Below are 18,382 nucleotides of genomic sequence, written 5' to 3' on the forward strand. Positions count from 1 at the left end.
ACGACGCATGACAACACAGGCCCCACCTTCAAATTTGCTTCCCCTGAACCCGGAGCAACTGGCGCGCCTTCAGGCTGCCACCTCTGATTTTTCTCCCACTCAGCTTGCCTGGGTCTCCGGTTATTTCTGGGGAATGCTCAATCAGCAGCCTGGCGCTGTGGCGGGTGCACCGGTAACGGCCGTTGAAATTCCGGCCATTACCCTGATTTCCGCCTCGCAGACGGGCAATGCGCGCCGCGTGGCCGAAGCGCTGCGTGACGACCTCCTGGCCGCCAAACTGAACGTGAACCTGGTCAACGCCGGGGATTATAAATTTAAGCAAATCGCGTCAGAAAAACTGCTGGTGGTGGTCGCCTCTACGCAGGGTGAAGGTGAACCTGCTGAAGAAGCGGTGGCCCTGCATAAGTTCCTGTTCTCGAAAAAAGCGCCGAAGCTGGATGCCACGGCGTTTGCCGTATTTGGCCTGGGCGATACCTCGTATGAATTCTTCTGCCAGTCCGGTAAAGACTTCGACAGCAGGCTGGCGGAGCTGGGCGCGGAGCGCCTGCTGGACCGCGTTGACGCGGATGTTGAATACCAGACCGCCGCCGCCGAATGGCGTGCGCGCATCGTTGAGGTGTTGAAAGCGCGCGTGCCGAAAGAGACGTCGGCGCAGGCCGCGTTCACCGCGACGGGGGCCGTCAACGACATCCACACCAGCCCGTACACCAAAGAGGCGCCGCTGACGGCGAGCCTGTCGGTGAACCAGAAAATCACCGGCCGCGATTCGGAAAAAGACGTGCGCCATATCGAGATCGATCTCGGCGACTCTGGCCTGCGCTATCAGCCGGGCGACGCGCTGGGTATCTGGTATCAGAACGATCCGGCTCTGGTGAAAGAGCTGGTTGAGCTGCTGTGGCTGAAGGGTGACGAGCCCGTCACCGTTGACGGCAAAATCCATCCGCTTGCAGAGGCGCTGCAGTGGCATTTCGAACTGACGGTGAATACCCCGAATATCGTCGAAAATTATGCCACCTTAACGCGCAGCGAATCCCTGCTGCCGCTGGTGGGCGACAAAGCGAAGCTGCAGCATTACGCCGCGACGACGCCAATTGTCGATATGGTGCGTTTCTCTCCGGCTCAGCTGGATGCGGATGCGCTGATCGGCCTGCTGCGACCGCTGACGCCGCGCCTGTACTCCATCGCCTCTTCGCAGGCCGAAGTGGAGAGTGAAGTGCATATTACCGTCGGCGTGGTGCGCTACGACATCGAAGGCCGCGCCCGTGCGGGTGGGGCATCAAGCTTCCTGGCGGATCGCGTGGAAGAAGAGGGCGAAGTGCGCGTCTTTATCGAGCACAACGACAACTTCCGCCTGCCGGCGAACCCGGAAACGCCGGTCATCATGATTGGCCCGGGCACCGGCATTGCGCCGTTCCGCGCCTTCATGCAGCAGCGCGCGGCAGATGAAGCGCCGGGTAAAAACTGGCTGTTCTTCGGCAACCCGCACTTTACCGAGGATTTCCTCTACCAGGTTGAGTGGCAGCGCTATGTGAAAGAAGGCGTACTGACCCGCATCGATCTGGCCTGGTCCCGCGACCAGAAAGAAAAAGTATACGTACAAGATAAACTGCGCGAACAGGGCGCAGAGCTGTGGCGCTGGATCAATGACGGTGCCCACATTTATGTCTGCGGCGACGCCAATCGCATGGCGAAGGACGTTGAGCAGGCACTGCTGGAAGTGATTGCCGAATTCGGCGGTATGGATGCCGAAACGGCGGATGAATTTTTAAGTGAGCTGCGCGTTGAGCGCCGTTATCAGCGAGATGTCTACTAATGAGCGAAAAACATCCAGGGCCACTGGTGGTCGAAGGTAAACTGACAGACGCCGAGCGCATGAAGCTGGAAAGCAACTATCTGCGCGGCACCATTGCTGAAGATCTGAATGACGGTCTCACCGGCGGCTTCAAAGGCGACAACTTCCTGCTGATCCGCTTCCACGGCATGTACCAGCAGGACGATCGCGACATCCGCGCCGAGCGTGCCGAACAGAAGCTGGAGCCGCGTCATGCGATGCTGCTGCGCTGCCGTCTGCCGGGCGGGGTGATCACCACCAGACAGTGGCAGGCCATCGACAAGTTTGCCGGTGAAAACACGATTTATGGCAGCATCCGCCTGACCAACCGTCAGACATTCCAGTTCCACGGCATTCTGAAGAAGAACGTCAAGCCGGTGCATCAGATGCTGCACTCGGTCGGGCTGGACGCGCTGGCGACCGCCAACGACATGAACCGTAACGTGCTTTGCACCTCGAACCCGTATGAGTCCCAGCTGCACGCCGAAGCGTACGAGTGGGCGAAGAAGATCTCTGAGCACCTGCTGCCGCGCACCCGCGCCTATGCGGAGATTTGGCTCGATCAGGAAAAAGTCGCGACCACGGACGAAGAACCGATCCTTGGCCAGACCTATCTGCCGCGTAAGTTTAAAACCACGGTCGTGATCCCACCGCAGAACGATATCGACCTGCACGCCAACGACATGAACTTCGTGGCGATTGCTGAAAACGGCAAGCTGATTGGCTTTAACCTGCTGGTGGGCGGCGGCCTGTCCATTGAACACGGTAATAAGAAAACCTACGCCCGCACCGCGAGCGAGTTCGGCTTCCTGCCGCTGGAGCACACGCTGGCCGTGGCGGAAGCGGTAGTGACCACGCAGCGCGACTGGGGCAACCGTACCGACCGTAAAAACGCGAAAACCAAATACACCCTGGAGCGCGTGGGCGTTGAGACGTTCAAAGAGGAAGTGGAGCGTCGTGCGGGCATCAAATTTGAGCCGATCCGCCCTTACGAATTCACCGGTCGCGGCGATCGCATTGGCTGGGTGAAAGGTATCGACAATAAATGGCACCTGACGCTGTTTATCGAAAACGGTCGTATTCTGGATTATCCGGGCCGTCCGCTGAAAACCGGTCTGCTGGAAATTGCTAAGATCCATAAAGGCGAATTCCGCATTACCGCTAACCAGAATCTCATTATTGCCGGCGTGCCGGAGAGCCAGAAGGCGAAGATCGAGAAGCTGGCGCGCGACCACGGATTAATGGATGCGGTTAAGCCGCAGCGTGAAAACTCGATGGCCTGCGTGTCGTTCCCGACCTGTCCGCTGGCGATGGCCGAAGCGGAACGTTTCCTGCCGTCATTCACTGACAAAGTGGAGGCGATTCTGGAAAAACACGGTATTCCGGACGAGCATATTGTTATGCGCGTCACCGGCTGCCCGAACGGCTGCGGCCGCGCGATGCTGGCCGAGCTGGGTCTGGTGGGGAAAGCGCCGGGGCGCTATAACCTGCACCTGGGCGGTAACCGTATCGGCACGCGCATTCCGCGTATGTTCCGCGAGAACATTACCGAGCCGGAAATCCTTGATTCCATCGACGAGCTTGTCGGGCGCTGGGCGAAAGAGCGCGAAGCGGGTGAAGGCTTCGGCGACTTTACGGTGCGTGCGGGCATCATTCGCCCGGTGCTCGATCCCGCAAGGGATTTCTGGGAGTAACCACGAGAGGTAATTATGTCCGTACTCGATCTAAACGCCCTTAACGATCTGCCTAAAGTCGAACGCATTCTGGCGCTGGCAGAAACCAATGCCCACCTTGAAAAGCTGGACGCCGAAGGGCGCGTGGCGTGGGCGCTGGAAAACCTGCCGGGAGACTATGTGCTCTCGTCGAGCTTTGGTATTCAGGCGGCGGTCAGCCTGCATCTGGTGAATCAGATCCGTCCGGACATTCCGGTGATCCTTACCGATACCGGCTACCTGTTTCCTGAAACCTACCAGTTTATTGACGAGCTGACGGACAAGCTCAAGCTGAACCTCAAAGTGTACCGCGCGACGGAAAGCGCGGCCTGGCAGGAGGCGCGCTACGGTAAGCTGTGGGAGCAGGGCGTTGAGGGCATTGAGAAATACAATGAGATCAACAAAGTCGAGCCGATGAACCGGGCGCTGAAAGAGCTCAATGCGCAGACGTGGTTTGCGGGGCTGCGCCGCGAGCAGTCCGGCAGCCGTGCAACCTTACCGGTGCTGGCGGTCCAGCGCGGGGTATTTAAAGTGCTGCCGATTATCGACTGGGATAACCGTACGGTGTATCAGTATCTGCAAAAACACGGGCTGAAGTACCATCCGCTGTGGGACCAGGGCTATCTGTCGGTGGGCGACACCCACACCACGCGCAAATGGGAACCGGGAATGGCGGAAGAAGAGACGCGATTCTTTGGGCTGAAGCGCGAGTGCGGGCTGCACGAAGGGTGATCCTTTATCCACCCTCTCCCTGTGGGAGAGGGTTGGGGTGAGGGCATCAGGCCGCCCTATGCTTAACGACCTCAGGCTTTCCCCGCTTTCGCCAGCTCCTTCACCAGCGGCAGCATGACCTTCACCACATCACGACTGCGGTGCTCAATCCGCTGCGGCAGCGCGCTGTCAATGTGCAGCTGATTATCCAGCATCACGTTGTGCCAGCTTGTACCGTCCGGGAAGGCTTTCGATTTAGCGCGTTGCTGATAGCCATCTTTCTTGCCCAATGCCCAGTTTGTCGCTTCCACGTACAGCACCGGAATGCCCGCCTTATCGAAGACTTCCCCGTCGTTGCAGCAGCCTGTTCCGCGTGGGAAAGCAGGATTCCCGCCCGGATTGGTCGTGGCAAAAACGCCATGGCTGCGGGCAATCGCCAGCGCCCGGTCGCGCGTCAGTTTCCGCACGGGTCCCGGCGTACTCTGCCCGCTGTTGAAATAAAGCTTATCGCCGACGATCAGGTTATCGAGGTTGATCACCAGCAGCGTATTTTTCTTCTCCTCAGCGCTCATGCGTTTAAGGAGATTCTCAGCGCCGAGTTTGCCCTCTTCTTCACCGCTGGTGGCAACGAAACGAATACCATACTGGGTTGGAATATCTTTCATCCGCTCGGCCAGTTCGAGCATCACGCCCAGGCCCGCCGCGTTGTCGTCCATGCCCTGCAGCGTCAGCCCGCCGAGGTTGTTATCCGTATCGGCATCGCTCATCGGGGCGTAGGTATCAAGGTGCGCCATGATAATAATCTGTTCAGCCGCGCGACCTTCATGCGCCGCGATAACCGTACTGCCGGTCACGTTATGCCAGTTTTTCGTTTTATTTCGTGAGGTATAGACGTAGCGGCTGTGAAACGACCGGATATCGCTCTGGTAGCCCATCCCGGCAAACTGCTGGCGAAGATAGTCCGCAGAGAGCATCTCCGCAGGCGAGCCGGTCATGCGGCCAGGGAAGACGGTGGCAATATGCCGCGCCTGCATAGTGGCGATTTCACCATAAGGTTGGTTTTTTGCCTGGGCAGGAAGAATAAAGCAAACGCCGAACGCCAGGGCAGCAATACGGTGGCGCGTTGCGGAAAACATAGTGAGTCCTTAAAAACTGAGCAAAATAATAACCCGCCTAGTATGAAACTGTGATCGTCCATACACAATTTGAATTGGTCTTAAATGCCCGAAATTTCGCGTGTTAAGCACTTTTTGGTATTAGCTTTTTCACGGCGTTATTCCATTGAGTAACTACTCATTCCAATTCGTAATTTCATTCGGTCTAAGCCGCCCCCTATAGTCCCTTTATTCCTCGTTGTTAGTGAGTTGTTGCTTGTGGACTATCTGCCCTTATTTGCCGCGATAAAAGAGAAGCCGGTGCTGGTTGTTGGCACGGGTGAAATTGCCGATCGCAAAATCGCGTTTCTGCAACGCGCAGGGGCGCAGGTGCGGGTAGTGGCAGAAGCGGATTTTGACGAATCACAAATCGACAGCGTCGTGCTGGTGATTGCGGCGACCGAAGATCGCGACCTGAACCGGCGGATTTCCGACGCCGCTCAGGCCCGTTACCGCCTGGTGAACGTGGTGGACGACCAGCCGTTATGTTCGTTCATCTTCCCGTCGATCGTTGACCGTTCTCCGCTGCTGGTGGCGATCTCCTCCGGCGGTACCGCACCGGTGCTGGCGCGCGTGCTGCGTGAAAAAATCGAAGCGCTGCTGCCGACCAGCCTCGGGCGCATGGCGGAAAAAGCCAGCTACTGGCGCAACCACCTGAAAATGCGCCTGACCAGCGTAACGGAACGCCGTCGCTTCTGGGAGCGCGTGTTTCGCGGCCGCTTTGCCAGCCTGATGCATGCCGGTAATGAGACGGCAGCGCAGAAAATTCTCGAGGACGAACTGGATAACCCCGGCAGCACGGGCGGGGAGATCATTCTGGTGGGCGCAGGGCCGGGCGATGCCGGGCTTCTGACGCTGCGCGGTCTGCAGGTGCTGCAGGACGCGGACGTGGTGTTCTACGACCATCTGGTCACCGACGGCGTGCGCGAGCTGATCCGTCGCGATGCGGAGCAAATCTGCGTCGGCAAACGGGCTGGCGAGCACTCGGTGCCGCAGCACGACACCAACCAGATGCTGGTTGACGCCGCCAAAGCGGGTAAAACCGTGGTGCGCCTGAAAGGGGGCGATCCGTTCATTTTTGGTCGCGGCGGCGAAGAGCTGCAGGCGGCAGCCGAAGCGGGCATACCGTTCCAGGTGGTGCCCGGCATCACGGCAGCCTCTGCGGTGACGGCCTATGCCGGTATCCCGCTGACCCATCGTGATTACGCCCAGAGCGTGACCTTCGTGACCGGCCACTACAAGGCCGACAGCACGCCGTTTGACTGGTCGCATCTCGCCCAGAGCCGCCAGACGCTGGCGATCTACATGGGCACGATGAAAGCGGCAGACATCAGCGAACAACTTATTCAGCACGGTCGCGAGGCGACGACGCCCGTTGCCGTTATTTCTCGCGGCACGCGCGTCGATCAGCACGTGGCGACGGGCACGCTGGAACATCTTGCAACCCTGGCGAAAGACGCCCCGATGCCCGCCCTGATCGTGGTGGGAGAAGTGGTGCAGCTGCACAGCACGCTCGCCTGGTTCCAACATACAACCGATACAGAAGGCTTTGGTTCTTCTGTCGTAAATTTGGCTTAAGGAACGGTTATGGACCAAAAACGTCTTACACACCTGCGGCAGCTCGAAGCGGAGAGTATCCATATCATCCGCGAAGTGGCCGCCGAGTTTTCTAACCCGGTGATGATGTACTCCATCGGTAAAGATTCCAGCGTCATGCTGCATCTGGCGCGTAAAGCGTTTTATCCGGGCACGCTGCCGTTCCCGCTGCTGCACGTGGATACCGGCTGGAAATTCCGCGAAATGTACGAGTTCCGCGACCGTACCGCGAAAGCCTACGGCTGCGAGCTGCTGGTGCATAAAAACCCGGAAGGGGTGGCGATGGGCATTAACCCGTTCGTGCACGGCAGCGCCAAGCACACCGATATCATGAAAACCGAAGGGCTTAAGCAGGCGCTGAACAAATACGGTTTTGACGCGGCCTTCGGCGGCGCGCGCCGTGACGAGGAGAAATCCCGCGCCAAAGAACGTATCTACTCCTTCCGCGACCGCTTCCACCGCTGGGATCCGAAAAACCAGCGTCCGGAGCTGTGGCACAACTACAACGGCCAGATCAACAAAGGCGAAAGCATTCGCGTCTTCCCGCTCTCCAACTGGACCGAGCTGGATATCTGGCAGTACATCTATCTGGAAAACATCGAAATCGTTCCGCTGTATCTGGCCGCCGAGCGCCCGGTGCTGGAGCGCGACGGCATGCTGATGATGATCGACGACGATCGTATCGACCTGCAGCCGGGCGAAGTGATCAAACAACAGATGGTGCGCTTCCGTACCCTCGGCTGCTGGCCGCTGACCGGGGCGGTGGAATCCAGCGCGCAGACGCTGCCGGAGATCATCGAAGAGATGCTGGTGTCCACCACCAGCGAGCGACAGGGGCGCGTGATTGACCGCGACCAGGCAGGCTCCATGGAGCTGAAGAAACGTCAGGGTTATTTCTAAGGAGCCGCCATGAACACCACTATTGCTCAACAAATTGCCAACGAAGGCGGCGTGGAAGCGTATCTGCACGCGCAACAACACAAAAGCCTGCTGCGTTTTCTGACCTGCGGCAGCGTGGATGACGGGAAAAGTACCCTGATTGGCCGCCTGCTGCACGATACGCGCCAGATTTACGAAGATCAGCTCTCTTCCTTGCATAACGACAGTAAGCGTCACGGCACCCAGGGTGAAAAACTCGACCTGGCGCTGCTGGTGGACGGCCTGCAGGCGGAGCGCGAGCAGGGCATCACCATCGATGTGGCCTACCGCTACTTCTCTACCGAGAAGCGCAAATTTATTATCGCCGATACCCCGGGGCACGAGCAGTACACCCGCAACATGGCGACCGGCGCGTCTACCTGCGACCTGGCGATCCTGCTGATGGACGCGCGTAAAGGCGTGCTGGATCAGACCCGTCGTCACAGCTTTATCTCGACGCTGCTGGGGATCAAACACCTGGTGGTGGCGGTCAACAAGATGGATCTGGTCAACTTCAGCGAAGAGAAGTTCGAGGAGATCCGCCAGAGCTACCTGACCTTTGCCGAACAGCTGCCGGGCAACCTGGATATTCGCTTTGTACCGCTTTCGGCGCTGGAAGGGGATAACGTCGCCTCCCAGAGCGCGAACATGCCGTGGTACAGCGGTCCGACGCTGCTGGAAGTGCTGGAAACCGTTGAAATTCAGCGCGTGGTCGATACCCAGCCGATGCGCTTCCCGGTGCAGTACGTGAACCGTCCGAACCTCGATTTCCGCGGTTTCTCAGGCACCCTCGCGTCAGGCTCCGTAAAGGTAGGTCAGCGCGTCAAGGTACTGCCATCCGGCGTGGAATCGACTATCGCCCGCATCGTCACCTTCGACGGTGACCTGCAGGAAGCGGGCGCCGGTGAAGCCGTAACGCTGGTGCTGAAAGACGAAATTGATATCAGCCGGGGCGACCTGCTGGTTGACGCGCAGGAAACGCTGGCGGCAGTGCAGGGGGCTTCCGTGGACGTGGTGTGGATGGCCGAACAGCCGCTGACCGCTGGCCAGAGCTATGACATCAAAATTGCCGGCAAGAAAACCCGCGCCCGCGTGGACGGTATTCAGTTCCAGGTGGATATCAACAATCTGACCCAGCGTGACGTCACCGAGCTGCCGCTGAACGGCATTGGTCTGGTCGATCTGACCTTCGACGAACCGCTGGTGCTGGATCCGTATCAGCAGAACCCGGTCACGGGAGGTCTTATCTTTATCGACAGGCTGACCAACGTTACCGTCGGAGCCGGTATGGTGCGCGAACCGATTAAACAGGCTGCCGCGACGTCTGAATTCAGCGCCTTCGAGCTGGAACTGAACGCGCTGGTGCGTAAACACTTCCCGCACTGGGGTGCACGCGATCTGCTGGGAGGCAAGTAATGGCCGCCCATGATGAGAACGTCGTCTGGCATCCTCATCCGGTCACCGTCGCCCAGCGCGAACAGCTCCACGGTCACCGTGGGGTTGTGCTGTGGTTTACCGGGCTGTCCGGCTCGGGTAAATCGACAGTGGCCGGCGCGCTGGAAGAGGCGTTGCATCAGCAGGGCGTAAGCACGTACCTGCTGGATGGCGACAACGTGCGTCACGGCCTGTGCAGCGATTTAGGGTTTAGCGACGATGACCGCAAAGAGAACATCCGCCGGGTGGGCGAAGTCGCCAGCCTGATGGCTGACGCCGGGCTGGTGGTGCTGACCGCGTTTATCTCTCCGCACCGCGCCGAGCGCCAGATGGTGCGCGAACGCGTGGGCCAGGATCGCTTTATCGAGGTGTTTGTCGATACGCCGTTGGAGATTTGCGAAGCGCGTGACCCGAAAGGGCTTTACAAGAAAGCGCGTGCCGGAGAACTGCGTAACTTCACCGGAATTGACGCGGTATACGAAGCGCCTGAATCGCCTGAAATTCACCTGGAAGGTCAACAATTGGTAACAAATTTAGTAAGCCAATTATTAGACCTGCTCAGACGGGACGATATTATCAGATCCTGAGGCGGTATCGTTCGGGAGCTGTCTTCCCGAACGATCAGTCACGGTCACAGGATTAGCTATGCGCAACAGTGAACATTACATCACCACCACCGGGTCGGAGCCGCTAGCGACCGACGACGAAACGACCTGGTCATTTCCTGGGGCCATCATTGGCTTCGTCTCATGGCTGCTGGCGCTTGGCATTCCGTTTCTCATCTATGGCGGCAACACGCTGTTCTTCTTTCTCTACACCTGGCCTTTCTTTCTGGCGTTGATGCCCGTGGCGGTTGTCGTCGGCATTGCGCTGCACTCGCTGCTCAACGGTAAGCTCCTGTACAGCACCGTGGTCACGATTGTGACGGTGGTTCTCATGTTTGGTCTGTTATTTTTGTGGCTCATGGGCTAACTTCAGCCATAATTCAAACCGTAACCAACTGTGTAACGATATTGAGCAGGACGATTCTGCGGAAAAAATGTGGTACATTTGCCCGCGATGTTGCGGCATCTCTGTTACCCCGGCGTAGTGCTCTGGGGAAGTCTTGGGATGATGATGCCGTTTTTCAGGGGGCAGGATGGGTAAACTAACGCTGCTGTTGCTGGCTTTGCTAATCTGGCTGCAATATTCGCTGTGGTTCGGTAAGAACGGACTGCACGACTATAGCCGGGTGAGCGATGACGTCGCGGCTCAGCAGGCAACAAACGCCAAACTTAAGGCGCGAAACGATCAACTCTTTGCTGAAATTGATGACCTCAATGGCGGGCAAGAGGCGATTGAGGAACGCGCACGCAATGAACTCAGTATGACTAAGCCGGGCGAAACCTTTTATCGTCTGGTTCCGGATGCGTCTAAACGCAATCAGGGCTCAGCACAAAACAATCGATAATCAGGCCCAGGATTACGACATGGCAGTAACTTTTTCGGACGTATGCGCCGTGGTGCCGGCCGCAGGTTTTGGCCGGCGCATGCAGACAGAATGTCCCAAGCAGTACCTCTCTATTGGCGATAAAACGATCCTCGAGCACGCCGTGGCGGCGCTGCTGGCGCACCCGCGGGTGACGCGTGTGATCATCGCTATCAGCCCTGGCGATGCGCGCTTCGCGGAGCTGCCGCTGGCAAATCATCCACATATTACCGTCGTTGACGGTGGCGCCGAACGCGCCGATTCCGTTCTGGCGGGCATTCAGGCCGCCGGAAACGCGTCGTGGGTGCTGGTACATGACGCAGCGCGTCCGTGCCTGCATCAGGACGATCTTGCGCGCCTGCTGGCGCTAAGCGAAACAAGCAAGGTTGGCGGGATTCTGGCCGCACCGGTGCGCGACACCATGAAGCGCGCCGAGCCGGGCAAACAGGCTATCGCCCACACCGTCGATCGCGTCGATTTATGGCACGCGCTGACGCCACAATTTTTCCCCCGCGAATTACTCCACGACTGCTTAACGCGTGCGCTTAAAGAAGGCGCGACCATCACGGACGAAGCCTCCGCGCTGGAGTATTGCGGTTTCCACCCTGAGCTTGTTGAAGGACGCGCTGATAATATTAAAGTGACGCGTCCGGAAGATTTAAAGCTTGCGGAATTTTATCTTACCCGTTCGACCCATCAGGAGAAGGCATAATGCGAATTGGACATGGTTTTGATGTACACGCCTTTGGCGGAGAAGGCCCAATTATCATTGGCGGCGTGCGCATTCCTTATGAAAAAGGACTGCTGGCGCATTCTGATGGCGACGTGGCACTGCATGCGCTGACCGACGCGCTGTTGGGCGCTGCCGCGCTGGGCGATATCGGCAAGCTGTTCCCGGACACCGACCCGGCATTTAAAGAGGCGGACAGCCGCGAACTGCTGCGCGAAGCGTGGCGCCGCATTCAGGCGAAAGGCTACACCCTCGGCAACGTCGACGTGACGATTATTGCCCAGGCCCCGAAAATGCTGCCGCATATTCCGCAGATGCGCGTGTTTATTGCAGAAGATCTGGGCTGCCATATGGACGACGTGAACGTTAAAGCGACGACGACCGAGAAGCTGGGCTTTACCGGGCGTGGCGAAGGAATTGCCTGTGAAGCCGTGGCGCTGCTGCTGAAGGCGAGCAAATGACAGACTTCGACAACCTGACATACCTGCACGCTAAACCGCAGGGGAACGGGGTGCTGAAAGCCAGCCCGGAAGATTTCCTCGTGGTGGAGGATCTGGGCTTTGAGCCGGATGGCGAAGGCGAACATATCCTGGTGCGTATTCTGAAAAATGGCTGCAATACCCGCTTTGTGGCCGACGCGCTGGCAAAATTCCTCAAAATCCATGCCCGCGAAGTGAGCTTTGCCGGACAGAAAGATAAACACGCCGTCACGGAACAGTGGCTCTGCGCGCGCGTTCCCGGCAATACGATGCCTGATTTAAGCAAATTTGAGCTTGAAGGCTGTAAGGTACTGGAATTCGCCCGCCACAAGCGCAAACTGCGTCTGGGGGCGTTGAAGGGGAACGACTTTACGCTGGTGCTGCGTGAAGTGTCTCACCGCGAAGATGTTGAAAAACGTCTGAACGCGATCAGTGAACGCGGTGTGCCGAACTACTTTGGCGCGCAGCGCTTTGGCATTGGCGGCAGCAACCTGCATGGTGCGCTGCGCTGGGCGCAAAGCGATGCCCCGGTGCGCGACAGGAATAAACGCAGTTTTTGGTTGTCGGCGGCCCGCAGCGCGTTGTTTAATCAGATTGTGAGCGAAAGGCTGAAAAAACCGGACGCGAATCAAGTTGTTGTTGGCGATGCGCTACAATTAGCGGGACGCGGAAGCTGGTTTGTGGCAACGGCTGAAGAAATGGCCGATGTGCAGTCGCGCGTGGACGCAAAAGCGCTGATGATTACCGCCGCGCTGCCCGGTACGGGCGACTGGGGAACGCAGGGCGACGCGCTGGCTGGCGAGCAGTTAGCCGTAGCGGATGCGCCAGAATTGCAATCCTTGCTGGTGCGGGAAAAAGTCGAAGCGGCACGCCGCGCGATGCTGCTCTATCCGCAGCAGTTAAGCTGGAACTGGTGGGATGACGTAACCGTCGAGTTACGCTTCTGGCTACCGGCAGGTAGCTTTGCCACCAGTGTTGTCAGGGAACTTATCAACACCTCGGGTGATTATGCGAATATTGCTGAGTAACGATGACGGGATCCACGCGCCAGGCATTCAGACCCTGGCAAAACACCTCCGCGAATTCGCGGATGTGCAGGTCGTGGCGCCCGATCGTAACCGCAGTGGAGCGTCTAACTCTCTGACGCTGGAGTCGTCGCTTCGCACCTTTACCTTTGAAAATGGCGATATTGCCGTGCAGATGGGCACGCCAACCGACTGCGTTTTTCTGGGCGTGAACGCGCTGATGCGGCCGCGTCCGGATATCGTTGTTTCCGGCATTAACGCCGGTCCTAACCTCGGCGATGACGTGATTTACTCCGGTACCGTGGCGGCCGCAATGGAAGGGCGCCATCTGGGGTTCCCGGCGCTGGCGGTCTCGTTGAACGGCCACACGCACTACGACACCGCCGCCGCGGTGACCTGTTCGATCCTGCGGGCGCTCGGCCGCGAGCCGTTGCGTACCGGGCGCATCCTCAACATCAACGTGCCGGATCTTCCTCTCGATGAAATTAAAGGCATTCGCGTCACCCGTTGCGGAAGCCGACATCCTGCCGATCAGGTGATCCCGCAGCAGGATCCTCGCGGCAACACGCTTTACTGGATTGGCCCTCCCGGCGATAAGTGCGATGCGGGTCCGGATACCGACTTTGCCGCCGTGGAGGAAGGCTATGTTTCGGTTACCCCGCTGCACGTAGATTTAACCGCGTATAGCGCGCATGATGTGGTGTCGGGCTGGCTGGATCGCGCAGGAGTGAACGCGCAATGGTAAACAAACGTGTACAAACTCTTCTGGAACAACTCCGCGCGCAGGGGATCCGCGACGAGCACGTGCTTGAAGCGCTTGCTCAGGTTCCGCGTGAGAAATTTGTAGATGAGGCGTTTGAACACAAAGCGTGGGAAAACGTGGCGCTGCCCATCGGACAGGGCCAGACGATTTCGCAGCCTTACATGGTGGCGCGCATGACGGAGCTGCTGGAGCTGACGCCTGACTCCCGCGTGCTGGAGATTGGCACCGGGTCGGGGTATCAGACCGCGATCCTGGCGCATCTGGTTCATCATGTATGCTCCGTTGAGCGGATTAAAGGTTTACAGTGGCAGGCGCGTCGTCGCCTGAAACAACTTGATTTACATAATGTTTCGACACGACACGGTGATGGATGGCAGGGTTGGAAGGCGCGCGCGCCGTTTGACGCGATCATCGTGACGGCGGCCCCGCCTGAAATTCCTGCGGCCCTGTTGTCGCAGCTGGATGAGGGGGGCATTCTTGTTCTGCCCGTCGGGGACGAGCAGCAGCTTTTGAAGCGCGTTCGTCGGCGCGGCGGCGAGTTTATTATCGACACCGTGGAAGCCGTGCGCTTTGTGCCTCTGGTAAAGGGGGAGTTGGCCTGAGACTCGGAATTATCCAGGGTTATTAAGGCAAATTCAGCGTATGGTGTGGCGCGAAAGATTCGTGCCATCACGGTAAATTTTAAGTCACTGGTAGTTAACACATTCCTGGGGGATAAATGAGCGCGGGAAGCCCTAAATTCACCATCAGCCGTGTTGCGGCATTATCACTGGTTTCGCTCTGGCTGGCAGGCTGTACAAGTTCTAATAACGCGCCTGCGCCCGTCAGTTCTGTCGGCGGAAACAGCGGCTCGGGTAACACGTCCGGCGGAATGTTGATCACTCCTCCGCCTAAAATGGGTACCTCTACGGCGCAACAAAATCCGCCAATCCAGCCGGTTCAGCGTCCAATGACGCAGCCGACGCAGATTCAGCCAGTGGAACAGCCTGTTCAGACCCAGAATGGCCGCATAGTCTATAACCGTCAGTATGGGAACATTCCGAAAGGCAGCTATACCGGTGGCAGCACCTATACCGTGAAACGCGGGGATACGCTGTTCTACATTGCGTGGATCACCGGGAACGATTTCCGTGACCTCGCGCAGCGCAATAACGTCCAGGCCCCATACGGTCTGGAAGTCGGGCAAACGCTCCAGGTTGGCAACGCGACGGGCACGCCGCTTACGCCTGGCAACACCGTTTCAGCGGCCGATGTGACGGCTCAAAATAACAGCGTTAAGCCTGCACAAAAATCCACCACGGTGGTTGCTTCACAACCTGTAATTACGTATTCTGAGGATTCAGGTGATCAGACTGCTAACAAAATGTTGCCGAATAATAAAGGTACTGCGACTGTTGTCACAGCACCGGTTACGGCACCTGTGGTTAGCTCTACTGAACCGACTGCCAGCAGTATGACCTCCAGTTCGCCAATTTCTGCATGGCGCTGGCCAACTGACGGCAAGGTTATCGAGAACTTCTCTTCCTCCGAGGGGGGAAATAAAGGGATTGACATCGCAGGGAGTAAAGGACAGGCTATCATCGCGACCGCAGACGGGCGCGTTGTGTATGCCGGTAACGCTCTGCGCGGTTACGGTAATCTTATTATCATCAAACATAACGATGATTACCTGAGTGCCTACGCCCATAACGACACAATGCTGGTCCGGGAACAACAAGAAGTTAAGGCGGGGCAAAAAATCGCTACCATGGGTAGCACCGGAACCAGTTCTACACGCTTGCATTTTGAAATTCGTTACAAGGGGAAATCCGTAAACCCGCTGCAGTATTTGCCGCAGCGATAATTTGACGGGGCATGCCAGCCAGGGTGTCTCGTTCAGGGATCACGGGTAGGAGCCACCTTATGAGTCAGAATACGCTGAAAGTTCATGATTTAAATGAAGACGCGGAATTTGATGAGAACGGAGTAGAGGCTTTTGACGAAAAAGCCTTAGTAGAAGAGGAACCCAGTGATAACGATTTGGCTGAAGAAGAGCTGTTATCGCAGGGTGCCACACAGCGTGTACTGGACGCGACTCAGCTTTACCTTGGGGAGATTGGTTACTCCCCACTGCTAACGGCCGAAGAAGAAGTCTATTTCGCACGTCGTGCTTTGCGTGGTGATGTCGCCTCGCGTCGTCGCATGATTGAAAGTAACCTGCGACTGGTCGTGAAAATTGCCCGCCGTTACGGCAATCGTGGTCTGGCTCTGCTGGATCTGATTGAAGAGGGCAACTTAGGTCTCATCCGCGCAGTTGAGAAGTTTGACCCGGAACGCGGGTTCCGTTTCTCAACCTACGCGACCTGGTGGATTCGTCAGACCATCGAACGGGCTATTATGAACCAGACCCGTACGATCCGCCTGCCGATTCACATCGTCAAAGAGTTGAACGTTTATCTGCGCACCGCGCGCGAGTTGTCCCATAAACTGGACCACGAGCCAAGCGCAGAAGAAATTGCCGAACAACTCGATAAACCGGTTGATGACGTAAGCCGTATGCTGCGTCTCAACGAGCGCATTACCTCCGTTGACACCCCGCTGGGTGGCGACTCCGAAAAAGCGCTGCTGGACATCCTGGCCGATGAAAAAGACAACGGTCCGGAAGACACCACGCAGGACGATGACATGAAGCAGAGCATCGTCAAATGGCTGTTCGAACTGAACGCCAAACAGCGTGAAGTGCTGGCACGTCGTTTCGGTTTACTGGGGTATGAAGCTGCGACACTGGAAGACGTCGGCCGCGAAATTGGCCTGACCCGTGAACGTGTTCGTCAGATTCAGGTTGAAGGTCTGCGCCGCCTGCGTGAAATCCTGCAGGGGCAAGGTCTGAACATCGAAGCGCTGTTCCGCGAATAAGCAACCTTTCGTCAAAAAAGGCCCGTCGTGAGACGGGCCTTTTTCTTTTGCGCTACGGCTTAGCCGTTTCGTGCAGAAGACGCCACACTATCCGATCGCCTTCCTGATTGAGCACCGCGGTTGACCAGCGCACGTTGGCGGGCAGGTCCGGCCGGGTTTGCGTCTCCCGGTAGTGCAGCACCGCGCCACGATCCCAACGCTCGATCGTGGATAATTCGTCAATGACGATCTTCAGTCCGGGACGGCTTCCGCGCTGGTTTTCCAGAAAACTGATCAGACCGGCATAGTCGATATGAGCGCCGCCCGGCGGGATCATCAGAAAATCCGGGCTGAAGCGGGCGAGCAGGGCGTCGGGATCTCCTTCACCTTTGCCTAACCAGTTTTCAAGCGCAATGTGGAGGTCGATAATGTCGTGTTCGAAAGGCGTCATGAATTCTCCTGTCGCAGCTGGGTGAGCACCTGCGTATTGTTAAGACGAAAAACGTACGGTACAGGCAGCAAGGTCATGCCTGCGGAAAAAATAAACATCCCATGCCAGGCCGCGAGCGGTGGCAGCCAGACCTGCGCCAGGTTCAGCGTCTGCGCCAGCAGCAGGGCACCGGCAAAAAAGCTCAGCTGCCGATTAAGATTCCACAGCGCGCTGGCATCCGGCATCTCTTCCCGGCGCGTCGTCAGAAAAGCGCTGCTTTGAGCCGTACTGCTGCACAGGCTTCCCCCCGCGCCCATCAGGGTAAACGCAACGGCATGCAGCAGCGTCGCCGAACTGACGTTAATCAAAAGCAGAATACCCGTCGCCTGCAGCAGGCAACCGATGACGATCAGCGGCCGGGGGCCAATACGGTTAAAATAGCGTCCCGTTGCCGTGATGGCGATAAACGATGCCGCGGACCACGGCAGCATGAGCATCCCCGTTGCGGCTGGGCTCATGTTCGCCACGTGCTGAAGATAAAACATGCCCGTGACGTTCACCCCAATAAACATGCCGGGTACGCAGATATAGACAAGCATGGAAAAACGCAAAAGCGGGTCCGCGAGCAACGACAGGTTTAGCAGTCTGGCCGCTTTCATCGCGGGCATTTCGTGTTTAAGCCACAGGCAGGCCAAAACAAAGGTCACGACAGCGACCGGTAGCGTGGCGAAAAATATCCATCGCCAGCTGAGCGTCTGCACCAGCAGTCCTCCTATCGCAGGAGAGCAGGCCGGGGCAAGCAACGCGACCAGCATCACCGCCGAGGAGAGTCGGGCCCGCTCGTGAGGCTTAAACTGTTGCCAGGTCAGCGCCTGTCCGACGGGGATCAGTAAGCCCCCTCCCACGCCCTGGAGTACTCGCCAGGCGATCAGACTTTCAAGCGTTGCAGACAAGCCCGCCGCAGCGGAGGCAGCGCTGAACAGAAAAAGCGAGAGCAAGATGACTCGCTTTGGCCCGATGCGGCGCGTGAGCACGCTGCTGAACGGGATCACCAGCGTCAGGCCGGCAATGTACCCGTTACTGACCCAGGCAAGGGCTGAAGGCGTGGTGTTAAAGGCGTGAGCCATTGCCGGGAAGGCGACGCTGGCAATGAACATGTTGATCAAATCAAGAAAAAAGCCCAGCAGGTAAACAACGGCGACTTTGCTGCGATACGTCATGGTGGATCCTCCGGTGAGGTGGCGTATCGTATCGATC

At 57.8% G+C, this 18,382-nt stretch carries 19 protein-coding genes; 16 read left to right on the top strand and 3 right to left on the bottom strand.

Annotated elements, in window-relative coordinates; genetic code table 11:
- Positions 1 to 7: 7 nt before the first annotated feature.
- The 3 genes from cysJ to cysH are packed head-to-tail and all read left to right on the top strand — an operon-like array spanning position 8 to position 4,275.
- Complete coding sequence (gene cysJ, locus AC27FC_RS19135) at positions 8 to 1,813, top strand: NADPH-dependent assimilatory sulfite reductase flavoprotein subunit (protein WP_196355002.1); 1,806 nt, start codon at positions 8 to 10, stop codon at positions 1,811 to 1,813.
- A complete protein-coding gene (gene cysI, locus AC27FC_RS19140) occupies positions 1,813 to 3,525 on the top strand; it encodes an assimilatory sulfite reductase (NADPH) hemoprotein subunit (protein ID WP_033146414.1) in 1,713 nt (570 codons plus the stop codon). Before cysJ ends, cysI begins: the two co-directional genes overlap by 1 nt.
- Positions 3,526 to 3,540: 15 nt before the next feature.
- Entirely contained in the window at positions 3,541 to 4,275 is a 735-nt protein-coding gene (gene cysH, locus AC27FC_RS19145; RefSeq protein WP_023308999.1) for a phosphoadenosine phosphosulfate reductase, read from the top strand.
- A 71-nt stretch (positions 4,276 to 4,346) separates the two neighbouring features.
- On the opposite strand, the gene AC27FC_RS19150 is transcribed toward cysH, so the two are convergent.
- Complete coding sequence (locus AC27FC_RS19150; RefSeq protein WP_196355003.1) at positions 4,347 to 5,390, bottom strand: aminopeptidase; 1,044 nt, start codon at positions 5,388 to 5,390, stop codon at positions 4,347 to 4,349.
- Positions 5,391 to 5,627: 237 nt separating this feature from the next.
- Between AC27FC_RS19150 and cysG the strand changes: the two genes are divergently transcribed.
- From cysG to rpoS, 13 genes are all read left to right on the top strand, one after another.
- Entirely contained in the window at positions 5,628 to 6,986 is a 1,359-nt protein-coding gene (gene cysG / locus AC27FC_RS19155; RefSeq protein WP_143346544.1) for a siroheme synthase CysG, read from the top strand.
- A 9-nt stretch (positions 6,987 to 6,995) separates the two neighbouring features.
- Positions 6,996 to 7,904: a sulfate adenylyltransferase subunit CysD gene (gene cysD, locus AC27FC_RS19160; protein WP_010434549.1), complete on the top strand. Its 909-nt coding sequence runs from the start codon at positions 6,996 to 6,998 to the stop codon at positions 7,902 to 7,904.
- A gap of 9 nt (positions 7,905 to 7,913) precedes the next feature.
- Entirely contained in the window at positions 7,914 to 9,338 is a 1,425-nt protein-coding gene (gene cysN, locus AC27FC_RS19165; RefSeq protein ID WP_023308996.1) for a sulfate adenylyltransferase subunit CysN, read from the top strand.
- A complete protein-coding gene (gene cysC / locus AC27FC_RS19170; protein WP_010434543.1) occupies positions 9,338 to 9,943 on the top strand; it encodes an adenylyl-sulfate kinase in 606 nt (201 codons plus the stop codon). The genes cysN and cysC overlap by 1 nt, the downstream gene beginning before the upstream one ends.
- A gap of 58 nt (positions 9,944 to 10,001) precedes the next feature.
- The gene (locus AC27FC_RS19175; RefSeq protein WP_008499610.1) at positions 10,002 to 10,328 is read left to right on the top strand and encodes a DUF3561 family protein; all 327 of its coding nucleotides are present in this window, start codon (positions 10,002 to 10,004) and stop codon (positions 10,326 to 10,328) included.
- 166 nt (positions 10,329 to 10,494) lie between these two features.
- Complete coding sequence (gene ftsB / locus AC27FC_RS19180) at positions 10,495 to 10,806, top strand: cell division protein FtsB (protein WP_008499609.1); 312 nt, start codon at positions 10,495 to 10,497, stop codon at positions 10,804 to 10,806.
- Between the two features lie 19 nt (positions 10,807 to 10,825).
- Positions 10,826 to 11,536: a 2-C-methyl-D-erythritol 4-phosphate cytidylyltransferase gene (ispD, locus tag AC27FC_RS19185; protein WP_094934813.1), complete on the top strand. Its 711-nt coding sequence runs from the start codon at positions 10,826 to 10,828 to the stop codon at positions 11,534 to 11,536.
- On the top strand, positions 11,536 to 12,015 hold the full coding sequence (gene ispF / locus AC27FC_RS19190) for a 2-C-methyl-D-erythritol 2,4-cyclodiphosphate synthase (protein WP_196355004.1): 480 nt from the start codon (positions 11,536 to 11,538) through the stop codon (positions 12,013 to 12,015). Before ispD ends, ispF begins: the two co-directional genes overlap by 1 nt.
- Entirely contained in the window at positions 12,012 to 13,061 is a 1,050-nt protein-coding gene (gene truD / locus AC27FC_RS19195; protein WP_196355005.1) for a tRNA pseudouridine(13) synthase TruD, read from the top strand. Before ispF ends, truD begins: the two co-directional genes overlap by 4 nt.
- On the top strand, positions 13,042 to 13,803 hold the full coding sequence (gene surE / locus AC27FC_RS19200; protein ID WP_023333225.1) for a 5'/3'-nucleotidase SurE: 762 nt from the start codon (positions 13,042 to 13,044) through the stop codon (positions 13,801 to 13,803). Before truD ends, surE begins: the two co-directional genes overlap by 20 nt.
- The gene (locus AC27FC_RS19205) at positions 13,797 to 14,423 is read left to right on the top strand and encodes a protein-L-isoaspartate(D-aspartate) O-methyltransferase (RefSeq protein WP_023333224.1); all 627 of its coding nucleotides are present in this window, start codon (positions 13,797 to 13,799) and stop codon (positions 14,421 to 14,423) included. The genes surE and AC27FC_RS19205 overlap by 7 nt, the downstream gene beginning before the upstream one ends.
- Positions 14,424 to 14,539: 116 nt before the next feature.
- On the top strand, positions 14,540 to 15,664 hold the full coding sequence (nlpD, locus tag AC27FC_RS19210; protein ID WP_033146405.1) for a murein hydrolase activator NlpD: 1,125 nt from the start codon (positions 14,540 to 14,542) through the stop codon (positions 15,662 to 15,664).
- A 59-nt stretch (positions 15,665 to 15,723) separates the two neighbouring features.
- Positions 15,724 to 16,716 carry an RNA polymerase sigma factor RpoS gene (rpoS, locus tag AC27FC_RS19215; protein ID WP_008499600.1) on the top strand — a complete coding sequence of 331 codons (993 nt, stop codon included), beginning with the start codon at positions 15,724 to 15,726 and terminating at the stop codon, positions 16,714 to 16,716.
- 52 nt (positions 16,717 to 16,768) lie between these two features.
- On the opposite strand, the gene AC27FC_RS19220 is transcribed toward rpoS, so the two are convergent.
- Positions 16,769 to 17,146, bottom strand: coding sequence for a DUF4440 domain-containing protein (locus AC27FC_RS19220; RefSeq protein ID WP_196355006.1), 378 nt, complete (start codon positions 17,144 to 17,146; stop codon positions 16,769 to 16,771).
- Complete coding sequence (locus AC27FC_RS19225) at positions 17,143 to 18,345, bottom strand: MFS transporter (protein ID WP_487160260.1); 1,203 nt, start codon at positions 18,343 to 18,345, stop codon at positions 17,143 to 17,145. The genes AC27FC_RS19220 and AC27FC_RS19225 overlap by 4 nt, the downstream gene beginning before the upstream one ends.
- Positions 18,346 to 18,382: the final 37 nt, after the last annotated feature.

Source organism: Enterobacter sp. C3_dUdeg, assembly GCF_057536195.1.